The organism is Cutibacterium nasicola (genome assembly GCF_052654715.2).
Genome location: NZ_CP199745.2, coordinates 2,001,108 through 2,022,718, shown reverse-complemented (window position 1 = coordinate 2,022,718; position 21,611 = coordinate 2,001,108). Strand labels below are relative to the sequence as shown.

Annotated in this window: 23 protein-coding genes; 19 read left to right on the top strand and 4 right to left on the bottom strand. The window is 63.7% G+C overall.

Annotated elements, in window-relative coordinates; all coding sequences use genetic code 11:
* Positions 1 to 467: 467 nt before the first annotated feature.
* The gene (locus ACUCCZ_RS09610) at positions 468 to 1,367 is read left to right on the top strand and encodes a hypothetical protein (RefSeq protein WP_435917306.1); all 900 of its coding nucleotides are present in this window, start codon (positions 468 to 470) and stop codon (positions 1,365 to 1,367) included.
* 19 nt (positions 1,368 to 1,386) lie between these two features.
* On the opposite strand, the gene ACUCCZ_RS09605 is transcribed toward ACUCCZ_RS09610, so the two are convergent.
* Positions 1,387 to 1,872 carry a SixA phosphatase family protein gene (locus tag ACUCCZ_RS09605; RefSeq protein ID WP_435917305.1) on the bottom strand — a complete coding sequence of 162 codons (486 nt, stop codon included), beginning with the start codon at positions 1,870 to 1,872 and terminating at the stop codon, positions 1,387 to 1,389.
* Positions 1,873 to 1,919: 47 nt separating this feature from the next.
* Between ACUCCZ_RS09605 and ACUCCZ_RS09600 the strand changes: the two genes are divergently transcribed.
* The gene (locus ACUCCZ_RS09600; RefSeq protein WP_435917304.1) at positions 1,920 to 2,909 is read left to right on the top strand and encodes an acetylxylan esterase; all 990 of its coding nucleotides are present in this window, start codon (positions 1,920 to 1,922) and stop codon (positions 2,907 to 2,909) included.
* Positions 2,910 to 2,911: 2 nt separating this feature from the next.
* Here the strand turns inward: ACUCCZ_RS09600 and ACUCCZ_RS09595 are convergent, their stop codons facing one another.
* Both ACUCCZ_RS09595 and ACUCCZ_RS09590 read right to left on the bottom strand, forming a co-directional pair.
* A complete protein-coding gene (locus ACUCCZ_RS09595) occupies positions 2,912 to 3,925 on the bottom strand; it encodes a TRM11 family methyltransferase (protein ID WP_435917303.1) in 1,014 nt (337 codons plus the stop codon).
* 143 nt (positions 3,926 to 4,068) lie between these two features.
* Positions 4,069 to 4,629: an inorganic diphosphatase gene (locus ACUCCZ_RS09590; RefSeq protein ID WP_435917302.1), complete on the bottom strand. Its 561-nt coding sequence runs from the start codon at positions 4,627 to 4,629 to the stop codon at positions 4,069 to 4,071.
* Between the two features lie 128 nt (positions 4,630 to 4,757).
* Here ACUCCZ_RS09590 and dacB point away from each other — a divergent pair, with 128 nt between their 5' ends.
* The 7 genes from dacB to ACUCCZ_RS09555 all read left to right on the top strand — a co-directional run bounded on the left by dacB (position 4,758) and on the right by ACUCCZ_RS09555 (position 12,167).
* Positions 4,758 to 6,131 carry a D-alanyl-D-alanine carboxypeptidase/D-alanyl-D-alanine endopeptidase gene (gene dacB, locus ACUCCZ_RS09585; protein WP_435917399.1) on the top strand — a complete coding sequence of 458 codons (1,374 nt, stop codon included), beginning with the start codon at positions 4,758 to 4,760 and terminating at the stop codon, positions 6,129 to 6,131.
* Entirely contained in the window at positions 6,131 to 7,066 is a 936-nt protein-coding gene (gene tilS / locus ACUCCZ_RS09580; RefSeq protein WP_435917301.1) for a tRNA lysidine(34) synthetase TilS, read from the top strand. The genes dacB and tilS overlap by 1 nt, the downstream gene beginning before the upstream one ends.
* 27 nt (positions 7,067 to 7,093) lie before the next feature.
* On the top strand, positions 7,094 to 7,648 hold the full coding sequence (hpt, locus tag ACUCCZ_RS09575) for a hypoxanthine phosphoribosyltransferase (protein WP_435917300.1): 555 nt from the start codon (positions 7,094 to 7,096) through the stop codon (positions 7,646 to 7,648).
* Positions 7,649 to 7,789: 141 nt separating this feature from the next.
* On the top strand, positions 7,790 to 9,952 hold the full coding sequence (ftsH, locus tag ACUCCZ_RS09570) for an ATP-dependent zinc metalloprotease FtsH (protein WP_435917299.1): 2,163 nt from the start codon (positions 7,790 to 7,792) through the stop codon (positions 9,950 to 9,952).
* A gap of 57 nt (positions 9,953 to 10,009) precedes the next feature.
* Positions 10,010 to 10,774, top strand: coding sequence for a DUF6498-containing protein (locus ACUCCZ_RS09565; protein ID WP_435917298.1), 765 nt, complete (start codon positions 10,010 to 10,012; stop codon positions 10,772 to 10,774).
* A gap of 55 nt (positions 10,775 to 10,829) precedes the next feature.
* Positions 10,830 to 11,402 carry a GTP cyclohydrolase I FolE gene (gene folE / locus ACUCCZ_RS09560; protein ID WP_435917398.1) on the top strand — a complete coding sequence of 191 codons (573 nt, stop codon included), beginning with the start codon at positions 10,830 to 10,832 and terminating at the stop codon, positions 11,400 to 11,402.
* Positions 11,403 to 11,492: 90 nt separating this feature from the next.
* Entirely contained in the window at positions 11,493 to 12,167 is a 675-nt protein-coding gene (locus ACUCCZ_RS09555) for a prepilin peptidase (protein WP_435917297.1), read from the top strand.
* Positions 12,168 to 12,246: 79 nt separating this feature from the next.
* Here ACUCCZ_RS09555 and ACUCCZ_RS09550 read toward each other — a convergent pair whose 3' ends face one another.
* On the bottom strand, positions 12,247 to 12,828 hold the full coding sequence (locus ACUCCZ_RS09550; protein ID WP_252908252.1) for a hypothetical protein: 582 nt from the start codon (positions 12,826 to 12,828) through the stop codon (positions 12,247 to 12,249).
* 246 nt (positions 12,829 to 13,074) lie between these two features.
* On the opposite strand from ACUCCZ_RS09550, the gene ACUCCZ_RS09545 reads away from it, so the two are divergent.
* Genes ACUCCZ_RS09545 through ACUCCZ_RS09500 form a run of 10 tightly spaced genes read left to right on the top strand, consistent with a single transcriptional unit; the run spans position 13,075 to position 21,563 of the window.
* Entirely contained in the window at positions 13,075 to 13,848 is a 774-nt protein-coding gene (locus ACUCCZ_RS09545) for a hypothetical protein (RefSeq protein ID WP_435917296.1), read from the top strand.
* Positions 13,845 to 14,573 (top strand): Flp pilus assembly protein CpaB, encoded by a 729-nt coding sequence (gene cpaB, locus ACUCCZ_RS09540; protein ID WP_252908254.1) that lies wholly within the window; start codon positions 13,845 to 13,847, stop codon positions 14,571 to 14,573. The genes ACUCCZ_RS09545 and cpaB overlap by 4 nt, the downstream gene beginning before the upstream one ends.
* Entirely contained in the window at positions 14,570 to 15,847 is a 1,278-nt protein-coding gene (locus ACUCCZ_RS09535) for an AAA family ATPase (protein WP_252908255.1), read from the top strand. Before cpaB ends, ACUCCZ_RS09535 begins: the two co-directional genes overlap by 4 nt.
* On the top strand, positions 15,844 to 16,221 hold the full coding sequence (locus ACUCCZ_RS09530) for a hypothetical protein (RefSeq protein WP_252908256.1): 378 nt from the start codon (positions 15,844 to 15,846) through the stop codon (positions 16,219 to 16,221). Before ACUCCZ_RS09535 ends, ACUCCZ_RS09530 begins: the two co-directional genes overlap by 4 nt.
* Entirely contained in the window at positions 16,218 to 16,580 is a 363-nt protein-coding gene (locus ACUCCZ_RS09525; protein ID WP_252908257.1) for a TadE/TadG family type IV pilus assembly protein, read from the top strand. The genes ACUCCZ_RS09530 and ACUCCZ_RS09525 overlap by 4 nt, the downstream gene beginning before the upstream one ends.
* Complete coding sequence (locus tag ACUCCZ_RS09520) at positions 16,577 to 17,890, top strand: CpaF family protein (protein ID WP_435917295.1); 1,314 nt, start codon at positions 16,577 to 16,579, stop codon at positions 17,888 to 17,890. Before ACUCCZ_RS09525 ends, ACUCCZ_RS09520 begins: the two co-directional genes overlap by 4 nt.
* A complete protein-coding gene (locus ACUCCZ_RS09515) occupies positions 17,887 to 18,810 on the top strand; it encodes a type II secretion system F family protein (protein ID WP_435917294.1) in 924 nt (307 codons plus the stop codon). Before ACUCCZ_RS09520 ends, ACUCCZ_RS09515 begins: the two co-directional genes overlap by 4 nt.
* Positions 18,807 to 19,712 (top strand): type II secretion system F family protein, encoded by a 906-nt coding sequence (locus tag ACUCCZ_RS09510; RefSeq protein WP_252908260.1) that lies wholly within the window; start codon positions 18,807 to 18,809, stop codon positions 19,710 to 19,712. Before ACUCCZ_RS09515 ends, ACUCCZ_RS09510 begins: the two co-directional genes overlap by 4 nt.
* Before the next feature lie 5 nt (positions 19,713 to 19,717).
* Positions 19,718 to 20,884, top strand: coding sequence for a sensor histidine kinase (locus ACUCCZ_RS09505; protein WP_435917397.1), 1,167 nt, complete (start codon positions 19,718 to 19,720; stop codon positions 20,882 to 20,884).
* Positions 20,877 to 21,563, top strand: coding sequence for a response regulator (locus ACUCCZ_RS09500; protein ID WP_435917292.1), 687 nt, complete (start codon positions 20,877 to 20,879; stop codon positions 21,561 to 21,563). Before ACUCCZ_RS09505 ends, ACUCCZ_RS09500 begins: the two co-directional genes overlap by 8 nt.
* The last annotated feature ends 48 nt before the right edge of the window (positions 21,564 to 21,611 follow it).

The window sequence follows — 21,611 nt, the reverse complement described above, 5'->3', positions numbered from 1 at the left end:
CCTGATGCGATGCGCTGCAATCAGGGCTGGCAAGTAACCCTCGTCAGAACCGAGATCGCCACCATGAAGGCGGTAGGGCTGCCGCAAGGGTGGGTGTGGCATATGGGTTTCTACTGGAATCTGCTCCCACCTGGCGTGGCAGCGACCCCTGTCTCGACCCCAATCACCACCGAACCCACGCGGGAGCAAAGCCAATCCATGCGGACCCGAAGTGCCGATTCACAGAATCGGCCAGCGTTGCGGAACCGGTCGACTGGTCTTACGGACGTGTGAAGAATCGCGATCTTGTGTTACGACGGTGACAGGAACGTGACGCGGAGACCTTGAAAACATGCCATATCCTTGATGCGCCACTCACGGACGGAGATGAGACTATGTTTTGTGCGCGATGCGGCACCCAGGTGGGTGCGCACGATGCCGCCTGCAGACAATGCGGGCTGGACCTGCGCCTGCCCGGCGCCGTGCGCATGACAGACCCAGGCTCCTTCGACGAGACGGTTGTGCGGCGCCCTGCGAGCCCCAATGAGGCTCCGACGAGGGAAATCCCTCGAGTGCAGACCCTGTCGGAGCCGCGAGATCGGCAGGACGTGACGCCGACCCAGCAGTGGAACACCAACCAGCAGAGGTCCGACGGCCAGCCCTGGTCGGATCAGCAGCCTCCGCAGGGCCAGAATCAGGGATCTGGCGATTCTCATCTGCCCAATGACTGGTTCCGTGACCCTGAGGCGGAGTGGACACGCGCGATGGCGACAGTTCCGGAAACCCCCGTCTTCACCCCACCCCCACCACCGTCTACTCCTGCCACGGCATACCCTCCGCCGCCTCCGGAGGATTCGTCTCGCCACCGCAATGTGCTCATCGGCTTGGTGATCGGGCTACTCGTGCTTGTCGTCCTGGGTGCGATTCTGCTCTTCGCTGGCGGTCTGAAGGGGTCCTCGAGCGGGGATCCCGCGCCGGCGGCGACGCCGTCGACCAGTGCGCAGCCCGAGCAGCCTGCCTCGGAGGAACCTCAGGAGGACGCGGCATCCGTTGATGCCACCCCGAGCTTCCTCGAGTCCTCGCCTGCGACCGCGGCCAGTTCGACTCCGTCCACCCCGGAATCCCCGGCCTCGAGTGCGCGCCACGTTGCCGACAAGCTTCCTGACGGAGACACTGTTTGCTCCTCGACGGTTGGCGCGGTGGGCACGACGTCATGCCCGTTTGCGCTTGAGGTGGCCAAAGTGATTCCTGACGATGCGCAGGGCGAGTACGAGGTGAACGCCCACAGTCCGGTGACGGGCAAGGACTACACCATGAAGTGCAGGACGCAGGAGACCTACACCACCTGCACCGGCGGTGTCGCTGCCGAGGTTCACATCCTGCGCTGAGCGAGGACCGGGGCAGCCATCACATCGGTCGTTGGACTCCGACCAGGTGCACCTTGTCGAAGTACTCGTCCGTCAGATCTGCCCAGTTACCGTCGACCGAGACCTCGGTGAGGGTGGCTGGCGGGTACCAGCATCCGACCTCCTCCTCGGCCCCGCTCATTGCGGCCAGTTGCGCCGCCAGACCGGGGATCGTGGGGGCATGGGCGATGACGAGCAGGTTGTTGACGTCGTCGTCGATCTCTCCGATGCGCTGACGCATGGTGTCGGTGCCGCAGTAGTACAGGGCTCGCATGAATTCCACGGGGCAAGTCAGCTGGAGGCAGTCCCAGGTCTGCCGAGTGCGCAGAGCGTCGGAGACCAGCGCATGGCCGACATTGCGCAGTCCAAGGCTCATTCCGGCCTCGCGGGCCTGACGGCGTCCCAAGTCGGTGAGTGGACGCTCCCTGTCGCCACCGGCGGCGTGGGATGCAGGCTGGGCATGTCTCATGAGGAACAGGGTGTGCATGATTCCATCGTTGCACCACGTGGCCGAGGTAGCCCTACGATGTTGGCATGCCGCTCACGGACATGGGGATTGACGACGCGCGCAACTACCGCCCGGTCGTCCCTGAACCCGACGGTTTCGACTCCTTCTGGGCCGAAACCCTCGACGAGCACGCCGGGATCCCACTCGATCTGACGGCGGATCCGTTCGACAATCGCCAGGCCCTCATCAACACCTGGGACGTGTCATGGGCGGGATACCACGGTTCTCGGGTGAGTGGTTGGTTACATGCCCCTGCCGGGGCGAATGGTCCGTTGCCCCTTGTCATCGAATACATCGGCTACTCGGGTTCGCGTGGGGTCCCCATCGGGTCGGCCTTCGCGGCAGCCGGGTACGCCCACGTCGTGGTCGATCCGCGCGGTCAGGGGTGGGGCCATCCTGCTCTGACCGAGAACTCCCCGGACACCCATGAGGGTTCCGGCGCTCCAGGATTCATGACGCAATCCCTGTCTGACCCGCGCGGCCACTACTACCGCCGGTTGTTCACCGATGCCTTCCGGTGCCTTCAGGTCGCTCGGGAGATGGAGATCGTCGATCCCACCAGAATTGCCGTCCTGGGCCACTCCCAGGGCGGTGGTCAGACGATCGCGGTGTGCGGGTTGGCGGCCATGCGTGGCATCGAGCTGGCTGGTGCTTTCGTTGATGCCCCCTTCCTGTGCCACATGAGGCGCAGCTGCGACATCGCCACGGATGGCCCGTATTTCGAGGTCGTCAAGTACCTGGCGGCTCATCCGTCCATGTGTGGCAAGGCCTTCCAGACATTGGGTTACTTCGACGGTCTGCACTTCGCCCGTCGCTCCCGCACCGCCACCTGGTTCTCCGTGGCGATGATGGATCAGCTGGTACCTCCGTCATCCGTGTGGGCGGCTTACAACGCCTGGGGCGACGGGATGGTTGCGGACAAGCAGATCGCCGTCTATCCCTTCGCAGGGCACTCAGCTGGAGAGAACGTGCAGCGCTGGAACCAGCTCGGCGTGCTGGCCCAGCTCTTCTCCTGAGCTCAGCTCTTGACGGCGACGACGAGGTCGCGATGGATCGACGAGTCGACGCGGTGGCTGAATTGACGCCACAGGTCGTCATCGAGGGCAGTCAGGTCAGCGTCGGACAGGATCGCCACGAGATCCTCGCGGGACAGACCAAAGGTGTTCCACGACATTCCCAGCGCACCGCCGTGGCGCAGCTGTCCGGCCCACACCGGAACGGCCTCGCACAGTAGATCGGCGGGGGAGCGACGTCGCGACGATCCGCTGTGGGACCCGTGTACGACCCCGTAAGGGGCATCGGTGACGATGGCATCGAAGGTCTTGCGTCCCCACAGGTTCGCCGAATCGACGGCGTCCCCCGAGAACACCCCCATCGTCAGGGGTTCGGCTCCAGGGAGTCGGAGCTCGGCGTCAAACCGCTTTCCGATGGAGCGGCCGTCGCGGCGTACCGGATGGGTGCCACAGTTGTGCTTGAGGCGCTTGCGTCGCAGCCAGGTGGTGACGTGGGCGGCCATCGCCTCGACGGCCTTGGTGTCCTGCTCCACCCCGAACCCGTTGTGACCGGCCATCCATGCGCACTCCAAGGTGGTGCCACGCCCGGCCAACGGGTCGAGAATGGCCAACCGTTGGCCCTCGTCGCGACGAGTGGCGCAGCGACCGCTGAGGCTGGCAACGGTGAGGTTGAGCAGCAGTCGGGTGAATTGCTCATTGGTCTTACCGCGGTACTTGGGGATGGTCACGAGATCCTCATCGACCACGTCGACTCGTGGCAACTCGAGGGGAGCCAGCAGGTCGTCGCGACGTTCGAAGCAGGTGAGAGCTGCCGAGGCTCGTGCCACCGCACCCAAATCCTCAGGTCCCAAGGGTTCGTCGCTACTGACGGCGAGGTACCCGACCCCGGCCACCGTCACCGGTGAGACCGACGTGGCATTCGGGCAGGTGAGGGTCAACTCTGCAGCGCACAGGCGGCCTGCCTGCCCGGCATATACGTGGTTGGCGGCAGGGGCGAGCAGGACGAGGGTCTTGGGCATGGCTGACATTGTGTCATGCCCTCCGTCCGAGTTGCCGAGGAAACAGCGATCGACGACCGCTGCGTTGCGGTCGCCGATCGCGGTGTGCTGGTGAGAACTCGCCTCCCGATGTCGGGGCGGTGTCGGGTGACGAGGTCGACCTGTCAGGCCAGGTTGACCTGCAGGTGCTCGTAGGAGGTGCCCTTGGCGCGCTCGAACGAGGCCTTGATCTCGGCCTCGGCCTCCTCACGACCTGTCCAAGTGGCGCCCTCGACCGACTTTCCGGGTTCGAGGTCCTTGTAGACGGTGAAGAAGTGCTCGATCTCCATGAGGGTCATGCTGCCGACGTCGTCAAGGTCGATGAGGTTGGTACGGCGAGGGTCGTCTGCGGGGACGCACAGCACCTTGTCGTCGCCACCCATCTCGTCCTGCATCTGGAACATGGCCAGTGCCCGGCATTCGATGAGACAGCCGGGGAAGGTGGGCTCGGTGAGAAGGACCAGGGCGTCGAGCGGATCGCCGTCCTCGCCGAGGGTTCCCTCGATGTACCCGTAGTCGTACGGGTACTGGGTAGAGGTGAACAACGTGCGGTCAAGGCGAATACGACCGGTCTCGTGATCCATCTCGTACTTGTTCTTGGTGCCGCGCGGAATCTCGATCGTCACATCAAAGTGCAAGCTATCGGGCTGTTCTCCCTGGAATGGGTTGGTGAAATCATCAGTCACGAGGGGCCCCTCTTCTTGTATTGGACACGGTAATGATCGACACTGTATCCGTTTGCAGGAGGGGATTATTCGTGCCACACCCAGATCAACGTAAGCCGAAACGTGCTGTGCCCAAGCTACGACGTCGTGTGCCGGCATGGGTTCCAGTCGTAGTCGGGGTCGCCGTGATCGTCATCGTCGTGATTGCGGTGGTCGTCAGTTCGCTACGAACTGGGACGTCAACGAACGAGGCGGAGCGCGGACTGTTGCCTCGCCGTCACGGGAACACCGCGCCTGCGGTGCAGCCCGGTCGTGGGGTTGTCGCTGCGGTGGCCCCGACAACTCCGTCAGCCAAGCCGCTGGCCGCAAGCGTCGCCGCTCGTGTGAAGGCTGCCGGTGCGGCCCCGGGCGTGATGGGTGCCGACATCATGGATGCGGCGACTGGTGAAACCCTCTATCAATCAGGGCAGACCACCCTGATGACTCCTGCGTCGAACCTCAAGGTGATGACCGCGGTTGCGCTGCTTGATTGCACGGATGCCGGGCACCGTTACACGACGAAGGTTGTCACTGACGGGTCGGCAGTGACCCTGGTCGGCGGTGGCGATCCCTACTTGCGTTCCACGGCGTCCGCCGAACATCCTGAGTACCCGTCGATGGAACAGCTCGCCAAACGCACGGCGGCGGCCCTCAAGAAGGCTGGCACGACGTCGGTCACCGTCAGTTTTGACGACACGCTGTTCTCCGGTCCCGCCTGGAACAGCGCGTGGCCGATCGCCAACTACGCCGATGAGGTCACCCCGATTACCTCACTGTGGGTTGACGAAGGAATGGTCAACAACGACCGGTGGAATCGAAGCAGGACTCCTGCGGATCTGGCGACGAACACCTTCGTTGGGCAGCTGCGCAGCGCCGGGATCAAGGTCACGGGATCGGTGGTCCGGCACAAGGCGGGCGAGTCCGACACACAGATTGCCGCGGTGCAGTCGATACCTGTGGAAGACCTCGTGACCCGCACCCTGGAGGAGTCAGACAACTCCGCCGCCGAGGTGCTGAGCCGTCAGATGGCCCTCGCGAGCGGGAAGCCGGGGTCCTTTGCCGGTGCTTCCCAGGCCCTCGAGGAGCATCTCAAGAACATGGAGGCCTGGCAGGATGGCGCGGTCGTTCAGGACGGATCGGGCCTGTCCCGAGGCAACCAGATCACGGCGGCCATGCTGTCCCACGTCTGGCGGAAGGTTCTGGTGACGCCGAAGCTGCAGCCGGTGGCCAATGCGGTTCCCGTCGGTCGAGTCTCGGGAACCCTTTACGCGCGTTTCTCCGAGCCGAGCACGGCAGCAGCTCGTGGCGTGGTCCACGCCAAGACTGGCACCCTGCAAGGGGTCATCTCGATGTCGGGATGGCTGCGTGACGCCGATGGGCGGATCCTCGTTGCCTCCTTCATCATCAACCAGACTGACGGCTCTGCCCGATCCTGGCTCGACGTCGTCTACGGCAATCTGGCCGGGTGCGGCTGCACCCGCTGATGGCACGACGTGAACTGGGGCCAGCAGCCCTGACTATCGCCCAGGCCGTCGAGCGAGAGGTCCGTGGAATCGATCGATTCGTCGTCGGGTGTTCTGGTGGGCCGGACTCCCTCGCCCTGGTGCTGGGGTCGAGGTGGGCATCGCGACGTTGTGGAGTCGAGATGACGGTCGTCATCGTCGACCATCAGCTGCAGGACGGCTCGGACGAGGTGGCAACGCGCACTCGAGACCTGCTGACCGACCGTGGGATGGACGCCTGTGTGCGTCGCGTCGAGATTGATCCGAATGCCCCTGACGGCCCGGAGGCAGCAGCGCGAACCGCGCGCCGAGCAGCGCTGGTCAACGTCGCCGGGAAAGCGCCGATTCTGCTCGGTCACACCCTCGATGATCAGGCTGAGCAGGTCTTGCTGTCCTTGGCCCGTGGCTCCGGGGCGACGTCGCTGGCCGGTATCCGGCCACGGACAGGCCAGTTCTGGCACCCGTTGCTGGCGGTGCGTCGGGCCCAGACCCTGCAGGCCTGCCAGGAATGGGGTGTTGAGCCCTGGCACGATCCCCACAACAGTGAGCCCCGGTTTCTCCGTTCCAGGGTGCGTACCGAGCTCATGCCGGTTCTCGAGGAAGTCCTTGGGCCGGGGGTGGCGGAGTCCCTGGCCCGCAGCGCGACCCTGTTGGCCGGAGAGGACGCCATCCTCACGGGTGTGGCTGGTCAGTGGGCACGAGACCACGAGGTGACCGACGACGTTCTGCCCGGGCTGCGAGAGGTGGAACCCGGGTTGGCCCGGCGGGTCGTCAAGAAGTGGTTGCCCGAAGCGGCGATGGTGCACGTCGACGCGGTGCTGGGTCTCCTGGGCGGTCCCGGAGGCGCTGGGGTCGACGTCCCGGGTGGTCGCGTCGAGGTGAGACGCGGGACCCTGTACCTCACCCGGCGCCTGTGACGGATCGGGAATCGGTAAGGTGGACCCGTGCGAGCTTCTGACATTCCCGGAGATTTCGACCACGTTCTTCACACCGAGGAGCAGGTGGCCTCTCGAATCCGCGAGGTTGCTGCCCAGATCGACGCCGATTATTCCGGGCGGGAGATCCTCATGGTTGGCGTGCTCAACGGTGCTGTCATGACCATGGCGGACCTGTGCCGTGCGATGAAGTCCCACATGTCCATGGACTGGATGGCTGTGTCGTCCTATGGCGCCGGCACGAGGTCCAGCGGCGTGGTGCGCATCCTCAAGGACCTCACCAAAGACATTGAGGGCCGCGACATCCTCATCGTCGAGGACATCATCGACACCGGCCTGACGCTGAGTTACCTGGTGCAGAACCTGCGCAGCCGCAACCCCAACTCCATTGAGATCATGGCGATGTTCCGCAAGCCGGAGGCCGTCACCTGCCCGCTCGACGTCAAGTACGTCGGCTTCGACATCCCCAACGAGTTCGTCGTCGGATACGGCTTGGACTACGCCGACAAGTACCGCAATCTCACGGATGTGGCGACGCTGGCACCGCACGTCTACAAGTCCTGAGAGCGGGATCCCGCGTCGCGACGTCGTGCCAGTGGTTTATTCCTGTTCTGAGCTGTCCGCGAAACGTAGCAAGGGCTGAATGTTGTCATGCGCTGGTATCGTGACGCTCTGAGTTCCACCCATCATGCCTCTAGGTAGTCTATGAAAAACGCGTCCCGCATCTTCAAAGGTCCTCTGATCTGGATCCTGTTGTGCATCGGCTTGATCATTGTGTTCCTGCAGTTCGCCGGGTCGGGGAACGGGTACAAGGACATTCCGACTTCTGAGGCTGTCAGCATCATCAACAGCTCCAAGAAGCTGGATGACGTCACGCTGACTGACGGTGACCAGGTCATCAAGATCACTGAGAACGACGACAAGAAGTACCGCTCGTACTGGGTTGGCAATCAGTCCGACCAACTCGTTGAGAAGCTCGACGACCGGGTCCGGGCGAAGACGCTGAAGTCGTGGCAGGGGGAGAATCCGGGGCAGAGCATCTGGAAGGCTCTGCTCATCAACTTCTTGCCGTTCATCATCATCTTGCTGTTCTTCCTGTGGGCCATGAACGCGGCCCAGGGCATGGGTGGCCGCGGCGGCGTCATGGGGTTCGGTAAATCCAAGGCCAAGGTGGGCAGCAAGGACACCCCCAAGTCGACGTTCGCTGACGTCGCCGGCTGCCAGGAGGCGATCGACGAGCTGCAGGAGATCCGTGAGTTCCTCGCCGAGCCGGCGAAGTTCCAGCGGGTCGGTGCCAAGATCCCCAAAGGTGTGCTGCTGTACGGCCCGCCTGGCACTGGTAAGACGTTGCTGGCCCGTGCCGTGGCCGGCGAGGCCGGGGTGCCATTCTTCTCGATCTCGGGTTCGGACTTCGTCGAGATGTTCGTCGGTGTCGGTGCCTCCCGTGTGCGTGACCTCTTCGAGCAGGCCAAGGAAGCCGCCCCAGCCATCATCTTCATCGACGAGATTGACGCCGTCGGTCGTCACCGTGGTGCTGGCATGGGCGGCGGCCATGACGAGCGTGAGCAGACCCTGAACCAGTTGCTCGTCGAGATGGATGGCTTCGACGTTCACGGTGGAGTCATCCTCATCGCTGCCACGAACCGTCCCGACGTCCTCGACCCAGCCCTGCTGCGTCCCGGTCGATTCGACCGTCAGATTGCGGTGGAGGCCCCGGATCTCGACGGTCGTCTCAAGATCCTCCAGGTGCACGCCCACGGTAAGCCGATGGCCGACAACGTTGACCTGGCGTCGATCGCCCGTCGCACCCCCGGCATGACCGGTGCTGACCTGGCCAATGTGCTCAACGAGGCTGCTCTGCTGACGGCTCGGGCCAACCTGCCGGTGATCGGCAATGCTGAGCTCGACGAGGCCATTGACCGCGTCATTGCCGGCCCCCAGAAGAGGACTCGTCTCATGAACGAGCACGAGAGGCTCGTGACGGCCTACCACGAGGGTGGACACGCCCTGGTGGCGGCGGCCATGCCGGGTACCGACCCGGTGCAGAAGATCACGATCCTGCCACGTGGCCGGGCACTGGGCTACACGATGGTCATGCCTGACTCGGACAAGTACTCCCAGACGCGCAGTGAGTTGCTCGACTCGATGGCCTACATGCTTGGTGGCCGCGCGGCCGAGGAGCTCATCTTTCACGACCCGTCGACGGGTGCCTCCAATGACATTGAGAAGGCCACCAAGGTGGCCCGGGCCCTCGTCACCCAATACGGCTTGTCGGCCCGTGTCGGCACGGTGCAGCTGGGGTCGGGAGACGCTGAGCCCTTCCTCGGCATGACTGCTGGTCAGCAGCGTGACTACTCCGACGAGACAGCCAAGATCATTGACGACGAGGTACGTGACCTGCTTGAGAACGCCCACCAGGAGGCTTTTGACTGTCTGGAGGCCAACCGGGCGGTGCTCGACGAGCTGGTCCGTCAGCTGTTCGCCAAGGAGACGCTGAGCAAGGCCGAGGTCGCCGAGATCTTCAAGCCGCTGAATCGTTGGCCCGAGCGCGGCGCCTTCACCGGTTCTGACAAGCGCGTGCCGTCGTCCATCCCGCCGGTCACGCCGCCGCAGATTGCTGGTGTGGACGAGGATGCTCCCCAGGTGGGTGCCGGGCGTCGTGGTGTCATTGCTCCGCCGACTCCCGAGCCCGGTGGGGATGTTCCGGGGGACGACAATCCCGGTGGGTGGCAGCCGCCGTCCGACTGGGAGCCGCCGAGTGTTGGGGGAGGCAAGCCGCCTCAGCCCCCGACGCCTGGGCCTACCCAGCCGGGTGAGGGTCCTCAGCCGCCCTCGAGTGGAAATCCGTGGGGGCCACCGAGGTCTTGATGATCGTCACGGCCTGCCGGAAATGGCCCGGCAGGCCGTTGTTCTAGGCTATCCGCTGTGACGTCGACCAATCTGCCGCTTGACCCCGACCAGGCCCCACGGGGTCGCACCAGCCTGACGGTTTACGCGGCCATCGTCACGTACAACCTGTTCACGGTGGTCGGCGTCGTCGTGTTTGACTGGCCGGTGGGCAACATTCTTTTGCTTGGTTGGTGCGAGAATGTCATGTTCGTTATTGCCGCGACGCTGGCCAATGGTCGTGTGCAGCGGGAGTCGAGGCGCACCGGCTTACCGATCCCGGTAGATCCGTCGGCTGTACAGGCTGGCAATATGAGTCTCGATGCTACCGCTCCGCCGTTCGCCTACTTGTTATCCAATCTTTTCTTCTCCCTCGGTCACCTCGTGTTTGCTGGCGTGTTGGCCGTATTCGTCGGGGTGAAAATGACTATCACTGCGGCTGGTGTTCCTTTTGTGCTGGCTGTTGTGCGTCATATCGTCGAGGCGTTCAATGATTTCTTGGGTGATCCCGCTGTGCGGCGTGCCAAGGACTTGCGGGCCGCTCGGGATGCCAACTGGCGGGTTGTGGTCCAGCATGTCTTCATTCTCGTCGCCTGGGGGCTGTTTATCGGCGCGCTCAACCTTGCAGACGACCACCTGGGGCACTCTGGTGGGTTGGGACACATGAACTTCGAGGCCAGGTTGCATGTCGTGGCGGTCGGGGTGCTCTTGCTCTACGTCACTGCCAAGATCGTCGTTGAGGTGCTGATCACTCGGGCTCGTGACCGCGTGCAGCCGCTGTCGAGCCTGGCGGATGCGCTCTGAAACGGCTCTCGGGCCTGCCGAGCGCTGCCCTAGAATCGTGCGGGTGAGCGAGTCCATGCCAGAGTTACCCGTCGACGTGCCTCGGGCCGAGGCTGCGGTGCGCGAATTCCTTCTGGCCATCGGAGAGGACCCCGACCGGGAGGGGCTGCGCGAGACTCCGTCGCGCGTGGCAAAAGCCGCCCAGGAGCTGTTCGGGGGTCTCACGCAGGATCCGGCTGAGCTGCTGGCGACGACCTTCGACATCTCCCACGACGAGATGGTGTTGGTGCGAGACATCGAGGTGCAGTCGACCTGTGAGCACCACTTGTTGCCGTTCATCGGTGTGGCACATGTGGGTTATATCCCGGCTAAGGGTGGCCGGGTCACGGGTTTGAGCAAGATCGCCCGACTCGTCGACGTGTATTCCCGACGCCCCCAGGTCCAGGAGCGGTTGACGACTCAAGTTGCTGACGCCATGGTCCAACACCTGAATGCCCGTGGGGTGATTGTTGTTGTTGAGTGTGAACACATGTGCATGACGATGCGCGGCGTGCGCAAACCGGGGTCGAGGACGGTGACGTCGGCGGTGAGAGGGATTCTTCGTGATCCGGCCACACGCGCCGAGGCGATGGGGTTGATCACGCGCTGACGTACGCGGGAGGATCCTGGCTCGCTTTGGGCCTGTACTTGGGTCTTGGGCCCCATCGTCACAAGTTGCTGTCCACATAGCATCAGGACAGTGTCGAGTCCTCTTGGCGTGCCGGCTGCCGCATCTATCGGCGCAATTATCGGAGCCACCGAGGGGGCACTCGTACTTGCGTTGGCGACCCCGAAGCGCTACCGGCGACCCGACGAGTGTGGTCTACCGGTCCGACGCCGCGCGTGGGTTCCGTTGTGGACCACGGTGGTATGCGCCCTTATCGCCGTGTCCTGGCGGTTGATGCCGGCGTTCCTTTCAATTCTGCTGATGTCGGTCGCAGTCATGGTCGCGGCCTGTGTCGTCGACGTTGACGTGCACCGTCTCCCCAACATTCTCACTTTGCCGCTACTGGTGGTTCTTCTGGCCCTTCTGGGCGTTCTGGCGGCGGTCACGGGCGCCTGGTCGGCGCTGGGGCGGGCTGTACTCGCTGCGGCCGTCGTCTTCCTGGTCTTTCTGCTCCTAGGACTGATCGGACAAGGCGGAATGGGCATGGGGGATGTCAAGCTCTCCGCGTCGATCGGCCTGCTCGCGGGGTATGTGTCGTGGGTTCACGTCATTCTGGGCGTGCTCGCCGCGGCTCTCATCGGTACTGTGTGGGGGCTGGGTCTTCGAGTGGTGCGCGGCCGTGACGCCTCCCAGGATTTCGCGTTTGGTCCACATCTCGTCGCGGGCCTGCATCTAGTGCTCTGCCTGCCGGTGCTGACGGCGGTGTGATCGTGATTTCCTTTGACTGGATAGCCCGGGTGGCACCCGTAACCTCGGGTGAGTTTCCGGCGGCCGTGCAATGCCTCTTTCAACCTTCTTTGGCCAGCACGCGTCCGAAGTGGACTAGCAACGCCATGCCGAGCAGGCCGATTCCCGCGATGGTGACGACGAGTGCTCGGAAGGGCACTCCGACTCGGGTCGGCAGCAGCCACACCGCCCCTGACGCGACTGCCGTCCCGGAGCATGTCATGGATTCATTGCCGTCGGTGGTGCCGACGGCCAACACCGGGCGAAGGGCATCTCGATGTCTGGCACGCTCACCGATGGACGGGTCTGCAGGCGTCGTCATGGATGTGGTTGACGAGTCTCGGGTAAGGGTGCAGGTCAAGACCTCGTCCGGGCCGGTGCCGTTGAGCTGCACCTGCTTGGATACGAAGATCACCTGGCCCTCAGAGAGGGGTGGGGAGCGATGCAGCTGCACCGGCTTCCCGGCTGTGACGTGCACCTCTGGCGTCTCGGGCAGACTCCAGGCGGCGATGCCAAGTCCCAACAGCCCGACCGAGCACAGCGCGAGGACGGTGGTGAGGATGAGCCGGGCTGTCTGCGTTCGACGCGAGTTGGTCATCCGCCGCCAGCCGCGACGGTGGGGTGGGGCGAGGTGGCGGTCCATCTGTAGTCCTATTCGTTGGTACCGGAACGCCATGACCATACCCGACAGGCCTACATATACATCACGTATTACGAATGATCGGGCAATGACCCGTACCGCAGTTAAAATTGGCCCGGAATGCCGAAGAGTCATGCCCGTATGCCCAGGCCAGAGGCTGATCTGGCCCGACAAGGGCTCGCACTGGGCTTGGTTCGACCGACAGAGACCGTTCCGACACGAATCACACGAGAAGGAGGCGAGTTGACTATGAACGATGTCTTCGTCGTAGTGGAGGCCTACCCGGTTCATAGCGGCCTCACTGCTTGGCGGGGCGACGACCCGACGGTTCTTGTCATGGGGGCCGATGACCCGAGCTTGCTCGCCGCTTGGCTGAGGTTTTATCCGGTCGATTCCGTGACGCTCGTGTATCGTCCGGCCGTGGCCCGGCAGGCACGGTTCGCTGCCACCTTGGCCAGCGGAGCCGTATCGGCCGTCCCCGTGGCGCATGTCACGCATCGCGCTTCGGCCCTGGCTGCAGTCCTGGCCTGCTCGGCGGTTGCTCCTCGCCGTGAACCGCTAGTGGCGAAGATCGAACAACTCGAGCGTGTCTTGACCACCTCGAGGTCCGGCGTGGTCCTTCGCTCGCTGTCCGGCCTCAATGACCCTTCCCCCGGGCTTGGGCGCCATCTGGCATCCCTGCTTCCCTGGGGAGGCGTATCGGTCGTCCAGTTCACCCCCGAGGTTCACTTTTCTCGAGAGTCTAAGGCCGGGACCGGTAGTGCCGACTACTGGCTCCAGGCATGGAGGGTTACCGAGGGGGACTGCCCACTGGTTGGCCCACTGCAGTCGGCCACGGTGGAACGGCCTGTCATTGACGTTCGAGCCGAGTACGGCAGCCGAGGTCGAGAGTTTGCCCTCCTCGGCTGGCCTACCGACGTCCGTGAACCGTTTGGTAGGTGCCCAGTGTGCGCTGCCGATTGCCTGCGCCCGGTGTGCCCGGTGTGCCATGTCCATGTCCTCAATCAGGAGAGTGTCGCGTGAACCCTCGTCAACGTCGTGGTCTCATCTACTTGCTCATTGCGGTCGTCGTCGCCATTGCGACCTTCCTGACGGTGACGCGGTATGTGTCCTCGGTTAACAGTCAGGTCGGGTCGCGCGTGACCGTGTACCGGGCCAAGGCTCCGATCAGCCCTTACACCCCGCTGTCCGAGTCGCTTCTTGAGCCTGTCGAGGTGCCTCGCCGATGGACCTCTGATTCCTCAATCGTCAGCATGTCAGCCTTGAAGGGACGCCGAATCGGCTTCCGTGTGGAGCCTGGAACCGTCATCACCCGCGACATGCTCATCGCTCCTTCCGATCTCAATCCAGACGAGCGTGAGATCGCCATCAACGTCAACTCGGTGACTGGAGTCGCCGGGCGAGTCAAGCCGGGCGACAGGGTCGATATTTACGCCGTCTTCGCTGACGTTCCCGGCCTGCCGAAATCGGTTCGTGTCCTGACACGCAACATCCGCGTGGTGTCCATTGCGGGCAAGATGAATGTCACTAACCAGTCCGGCAGCGGCCTGGCTGAGACCGAGGTCATCCCAGTCACCCTCGCCCTCACCCCGAATGACGCGACGGCCGTCACCTATGCCGCCGCCTTCGCGAAGGAGGTTCGTCTGGTGGCGCTGCCCACTGATGCTGGGGCCAACCGCAATGGTGAGAATAGCGAGTACGACGCCTCTAGTTTGGGTGGCCAGGCCGTTCCGGAGGGCAAGAGGTGAGCACCGCAATTATTTGCCACGCCGACCGGAACGTCGTCGGTGACCTCCAGACCCTCCTGTCGGAGCTGCCCGATCTGGCGGTCACCGACGTCGTGGCGACAACCATCGAATTGAGGAAGGCCGTTGCCCGGTCGGCACCGGACCTCGTCCTCATTGGTGACCAGACCGGCCCTGACCCTGTCGAGGATGTCTGCCGGTCGTTCCTGTCAGCTCATCCCGGGACCGCCGTCGTTGAGGTCATGACTCACCGATCCGACTCGGCGGCCATGCACGCCATGGAGTCGGGTGCCCGTGCCGTCATCAGCCAGCCTTTCGTCTACGAGGATGTTTCGGAGCGCGTCGCCAATGCCCTCGAATACGCCGAGACGATGCGCACGGTCATTGCAGGTACCGCGGCCCAGTCCCGTCGGCGTGGACGCTTGGTCTGCGTCGCCGGTGCCAAGGGCGGAGTCGGAACGACGACTCTGGCGGTTCACATGGCGGCTGATTTCCTGCGCGTTCACCCGAACTCGCGGGTGTGCGTGGTCGATGCCGACGTGGAGAAGGGGGATGTAGCCGCGATGCTCGACATCCGTCAGTCGGTGTCCATCGCCGATATCGCCAAGGTCTCCTCCGACCTCTCGGCGTCGACCGTGGCCGATGCCGTCATCCAGCACGAGAGTGGCATCCACGTCATGCTCGCGCCCAGCGACGTGCGTGAGTCCGACTACATCACACCCGAGGCCATTCGTGCCGTGCTGGATCTGCTGCGTTTTGAGTTCCCTTTGGTCATCGTCGACGCCGGCGGCCATGTTTCGCCCGGCCAGGCGGCGGTGGCCCAGATGGCCGACGAGATGGTCGTCGTCACCACCCCCGACGCCTTGGTCATGAGGGCCTTCCGTAAGCGCGCGGCAGCCTGGGAATCGCTGGGTGTGCGTGACGAATCGGCTCTCAAGGTGGTCGTCAACAAGGTCGACAAGAGGTCGGTCTTCCCGGCGTCGGCCGTGGCCAAGCTCACCGTCGCCAAGGTGCTGGACGTCATGTTGCCGTTCATGCCCAGGGCTCTGGAGGTTGCCTCGAACGATCGCGATCCGCGGGCCCTCACCGAGGTGTCCTGGTGGCGGCTCATCTCGGCTCTGCGCCGCGAGGCTGGTGCTGATATCGAGTCTCCTGAGCCAGCCGAGGAGGCGGTGACGGGCCGACGTGAGCGAGCTCGATCAGAGACGGGCCGGCAGAGTGCTACCGCACGACGTGCGGCCCGAAGGAAAGCAGACAAGGACAGGGGCAAACGATGACGACTGTGATGAGTGCGATGCGTGGCTCTTGGTGGCGCGATGACGCCGGTGGGGTCGCCCTGGAGGACGTCGGCATCCTGCCGATCGTCCTATTGGTGGTGCTGGCGGGTTGGCAGATGCTCGTCGTCGGGGTTTCCGATGTCATGGTGGGCCGTGCGGCGGCCGCGGCCTCGCGCGAGTATTCCGTGTCAGGTTCCCTGACCTCGGCCACTAACAAGGCTCGCGGCGCTTTGCCTCGTCCTTTCGACGACGTCAGCGTTAGTGGCGGAAGTTCCATCACCGTCAAACTCAGGGTGCCTGGGTCTCTCACCGGCGTGTGGGGTGCCATGCACGTCGTAGAGGCATCGAAGAGTGTCGTAGAGGAGCCTCGATGAGTAACCGATTGAACCGCAGGGTGTGGGAGGATGACAAAGGTGGTGCCGCCATCGAGGTTATCGGGCTCCTGCCGTCGTTCCTCCTTGTCGCTGTTGCCGCCGTTCAGCTCGGCCTGGTCGGCTGGACCTCAGTCGAGACCACCCATGCTGCCCGGGATGCTGCGCGAGCTGCGACTCTCCACGAGGACCCGACCTCAGCCGCGCAGAATTCTCTCACTGGGGGTCTTCACGTCGAGTCGATGTCGGTCGGTGGTAGTGACAGCCGCCGGGTGAGCCTCACCGTGCGCATCCCTTCCCTTATCGGGTTCCAGGTCGGGACGGTGACCCGCGCGGCGGAGATGCCGAGGTTGCGGCCATGAGATCGTATGCAGCCTTCGAGGACGCCCGCCCGCACACGGCGGAGTCCGATGAGCAGAGGGAGTCGCTGGTCTCGGTGTTTCGGCGCCTCCTGCTTGAGGAGGTCGATCTGGGCGAACTGTCAAAACTCGACACCGCTCAGCGCAAGGTCCGCCTGGAGCGGGTCATCGCGCACCTCGTCTCCCGCGAAGGGGTCATTCTTTCCACCTCGCAGCGCAACCAACTTGTGCGCCGAGTCGTGGATGAGGCTGTGGGCCTGGGTGTGCTCGAACCGATCCTCTCCGACCCGAGCGTCAGCGAGATCATGATCAACGGACACCAGACGATCTACGTCGAGCGGGCTGGCAGGCTTGAGTTGTGGCCCACTGCCTTCAGTTCCGAGGACCAGCTCATGCAGTCCATCGACCGGATCGTCTCCACCGTCAACCGTCGCGTTGATGAGTCCAGTCCGATGGTTGACGCCCGCCTACCACCCGATCCCCGCATGCCTCGCGGCGCTCGAGTCAACGTCGTTTTGCCGCCGCTGGCCCTCAACGGTCCGACGGTGACCATTCGACTGTTCCCCCAGGCTCTCAGCCTCGAGGCGATGGTCGAGAAAAACTCCCTCGACCTAGCTACCGCGCAGTTGCTGCGGTCTTTCGTCCAAGCCAGACTCAACGTCATCGTCTCGGGGGGCACCGGCTCGGGCAAGACAACCCTGCTCAATGCCCTCTCAAGTTTCATTGATCCGTCTGAGCGGATCGTCACCATCGAGGACGCCGCAGAGCTCACCTTGGACCAGCCTCACACCATCCGACTCGAGACTCGGCCGCCCAACGTTGAGGGTGGCGGTCAGGTGACGATTCGTGACCTGGTGCGCAACTCGCTACGTATGCGACCGGATCGAATCATCGTCGGTGAGTGCCGTGGGGGAGAGGCTCTCGACATGCTCCAGGCCATGAACACCGGCCACGAGGGGTCACTGACGACCGTGCATGCCAATTCCCCTGACGACGCTCTGGTCAGGCTGGAGACCTTGGCCTCGATGAGTGACGTCGGCATGCCTTTCCAAGCCCTCCACGACCAGGTGAACTCGGCCATTGATGTCATTGTGCAGCTGCAGCGCACCAGTGACGGCGCCCGCCGGGTGACGACCGTCGCCTATGTGTCGAGCCGTCGTCAGGAACCTTTCAGACTCCAGCCGATCATGGAGTGGGTACCTTCGCCGTCCAACCCGGGGGACGGCGCCTTCCGCACCTGCGAGATTCCGGACGCTCTTGCTGCCCGACTGGCTGCGGCCGGGGTGGGCCTCGATCACCAGGAGGCCGCATGATCTGGTTCTGGTTGTTGTTGCTCGAGGCCGGTACCATCGCTGGGCTCATTCTGTTTGCTCTGCGCGACTTTTGGTGGGTCCGGTCCCAACGTCGACGTGCCGTCAGAGGCGCAGCCTTCGTCGGGTTGCGTCCAAAGACCGCCTTCGGTGATCTCAACGCCCGGTTCGTGCAGACCCGACCGGGCCGATGGCTGGCGCGCGAGCTCGAGGCCGGTGGCATCACCCAGCCGCCTGCCGCTGTGGCTCTCATCACGGTGGCCGTCTCGATTCTTGTTACGGTGGTCTTCTACCAGATCCTGGCCCCGGCCCTGGCAGTCCTCGGTGTCGTGCTGGGGCTGGCCGGGTTGTGGGAGTTCGTCCGACGAGCACAGCAGCGGCGCACGGCGAGGTTCGTCGACCAGCTTCCGGAGCTCGCCCGTCTCCTGGCCAACGCCAGCCATGCTGGTTTGTCGCTGCCGACTGCTATTGCGATGGTGTCTGAAGAACTCGGAGAGCCAGCCCGGAGCGAGTTCGCCGCGGTCGAGAACCGACTCAGGTTCGGTGCCCCACTGCAAGCGGCCCTCGATGAGCTCTCCTCCCACATGCGCTCGCGTGAGGTGTCGGTCCTCATGTCGACCTTGGTGGTGTCGGCCCGTAGTGGTGGCTCGCTGGTGACGGCCCTGCGTGGCATCGCTGACTCTCTCGAGGAGCGCAAGGAGACTCGTCGCGAGGTGACGACGATCCTGTCGCAGGCTTTGTCCACGGCTTATCTCATCATTATCATCGGACTGGGCCTACTTGTTGCGCTCAATTTCCTGAGCCCCGGCACTGTCGAGCTCATGACGAAGTCGATGGTGGGGCGGATCTGCCTCATCGCGGGCCTGTCATTGTTCGCGGTGGGGTTCGTCATCATCCGCCAGATGACGAAGGTGAAGTTGTGAACTCGATCCTGTTTGGTCTCATCCCAGGCTTCGTTGCCCTGGGAGCTGTCGTTCTTGCCATACGAGGCATCTATCTGGCGACCTCGGACCCGGCCGAGGCATTGGACCTCGACGAGGTGGCTCTCCTCAAGAAGACCGAGAGTGCTCGTCGTGCCGGCCCCTTGGAGTCACTCGCCCTGACCATGCTGCCGACTGTCCGCAATGCCCTCCCAGAACGCGCCGTCACCTGGATCCAACGTCAGGTCAACGCCGCTGGACGTCCCGATGGGATGACCGTTGACACGGTGATCACCGATATCCTCAAGTGGGCGATTCTCGTGGTTCCCCTAGCGGTGGTTCTCATGGTGCGGGGAATGGGTTTCATTGCTCTGCTCGCGCTGTTCATCCCGATCATCCTCCCGCTGGGCAAGCTCACTGGTGATGTCAAGCGCCGTAAGGAGCGTATCGATGACGACCTACCGAGCTTCATGGATGTCTTGGCGGTGACGGTCACCGCTGGTATCGGCTTCCGACGCGCTTTGCGGACTGTGTCGGAGCGTTATGGTGGCCCACTCGCCGAAGAGATCCAGCTCACCCTTCAGCACATCGACAATGGCGCGAGCATGCGTCAGGCCTTCACCGCCCTGCGCGACCGGACGGGCTCGGCAGCGGTGGACGAATTCGTCTCGGCTTATGTGCAGTCAGAAGAACTCGGTGCGCCACTCGTCGACACCCTCAACCACATTGCCGCCGACATGCGACGCTCTGCGGCCCAGGCTGCCCGCCAGCGGGCGGCGAAGATTGAGCCTCGGGTGTCACTGGTGACGACGACCGTCATGGTGCCGGGTGTCCTCGTTCTGCTCATCGGTGGCCTGCTCATCGGGACTGGCATGCTCGACCAGATTTCGGGGTTGTTCAAGTGAGCGCTATGCCCCGGCCCGGGATAGGTGGCTCCCAGCTCCATGAGCTCACCCGGGCGGCGCTTTCGCTGCGGCTCGTCGCGGTGTTCATCGCCCTGCTCTGCCCCTTTGGCAGGAACCTGTCCATTCTCCAGATCGCGGCCGTTGTCGCCATTGTGGTGCTGTCGATCTTTGAGGTGCGTTCCCCCGAGTCCTTGTCGCTCCTGGAGGCCCACCCGTTGTTGACGCTGGTCGACTTGACTGTCGTCGTCGGCTTCGTCGTCGTGGCTGGGGCGGCGGGGGCGTTGCAGCTGACGGTGCTGACGACGGCCTTCCTCGTCGGCGTCTGGGTGGATCGTGTCGGTGGGCTCGTCACGATGGTGCTTCTCCTCGTCCTGTATTTCCTCGGGTGGAGGACGAGATCAGGGCAGGACGGGTCAACCGGGCTCATCATGTCATTCATGCTCATGGCGATGTGGTTCCTCGGTCTTGTGGTGCGCAAGGCTGCTGATAACGAACAACGTAGTCACAAGGTTCTGCAAGCCAGCATCATCGCCACCACAGCGGCCGAAGAACGCGCCAAGCTCGCCACTGAGTTGCACGACAAGCTGGCCAAGACGATACAGAGTGTGGCTCTCACGACTTCGGTCATCCCTGACGCCGTGGAGTCCGATCCGTCGCGAGCCATCATGGTCGCCAAGCAGGCGCATCAGATGAGTGCGCAAGCCGTCTCCGAACTGCGTTGCGTGATGTCTGGGTTGCGCGAGGATTCCACCGAGCTCGTTTTCGGAGAAGCCGTCATCGGTCTGGTAAGTGCCTGGCAGTGTGCCGAAGATCGTCACGTCCGTCTCAGCATCGACAAGGACATGGTCCTCGAGCGCCAGGATGTGCAGTTTGAGGTATTGGCCGCGATCAGCGAGGCCCTCGACAACATCGCCCAACATGCTGGTCCTTGCGACGTGTCGGTCGTTGCCAGCAAGGAAGGGCCAACCCTGAGCGTCGTCGTTCGGGACACGGGTAAGGGGTTCTCGGAGCCGGAGTTGCGCGCCTGTCAGCGTGCTGGTCACCAAGGCGTGCTCGATATCCAGCGTCGTTTGTTACGTGTTGGGGGAAGGGCCGAGGTCTCGAGTGAGGTCGGAGAGGGGACGACGGTGACGATGGTTGTCCAGGATAAGCTTTGGGAGGAACGTGAGTGAGCCCGAAGTGACCACAGTCATGGTGGTCGACGATTCTGCGGTCATGCGTGTGGGGCTGCGTACGCTGCTCGAGCAGGACGGCGCTCTTGAGGTCGTCGGTGAGGCGGCCGATGGTGATGAGGCGTTGCGCCTGGCCGAAGAACTCAAACCGAACGTCATCTTGCGTGACATTCGGATGCCGCGTCGTGACGGCCTGTCAGTCCTGCCGCAGCTTGCTGCCGGGTCGACGGTCATCATGACGACCTTCACCGACGATTCGGAGTCGATTCGTCGCGCCCTGGCCGAGGGCGCTGTCGGGTACCTTGTCCATGGCGCCTTCGACGCCCAGTCCCTGGGCCACATGATCCGCAGTGCCAGGGCTGGAGCCATGACCTTGACTGCACCGGTGATGAAGACCTTGGCCGAAAAAGGGCCTGCTGCGCGGACAGGGGAGGGGTCGGTTGCGGGGGAGCCCGTTCTCCCCCGCAAGACGACCATGGGCCTTAGCAGTCGGCAGGTCGAGGTCATGGAGCTCATCGCCGACGGCAAGTCGAACAAGGAGATCAGCAAGACGCTGTTCCTGGCTGAAAAGACGGTGAAGAACCACATCAATCAGATCTTCGCGACCCTCGGGGTGACGACACGGGCCCAGGCCATAGTGCTGTGGCTCCACGGTTCGGGCCCTCACGGACTCCCCTGACAGTGGGCTCAACATGGGCACATAGTTGGGCCTTGGGACCCTGTGATG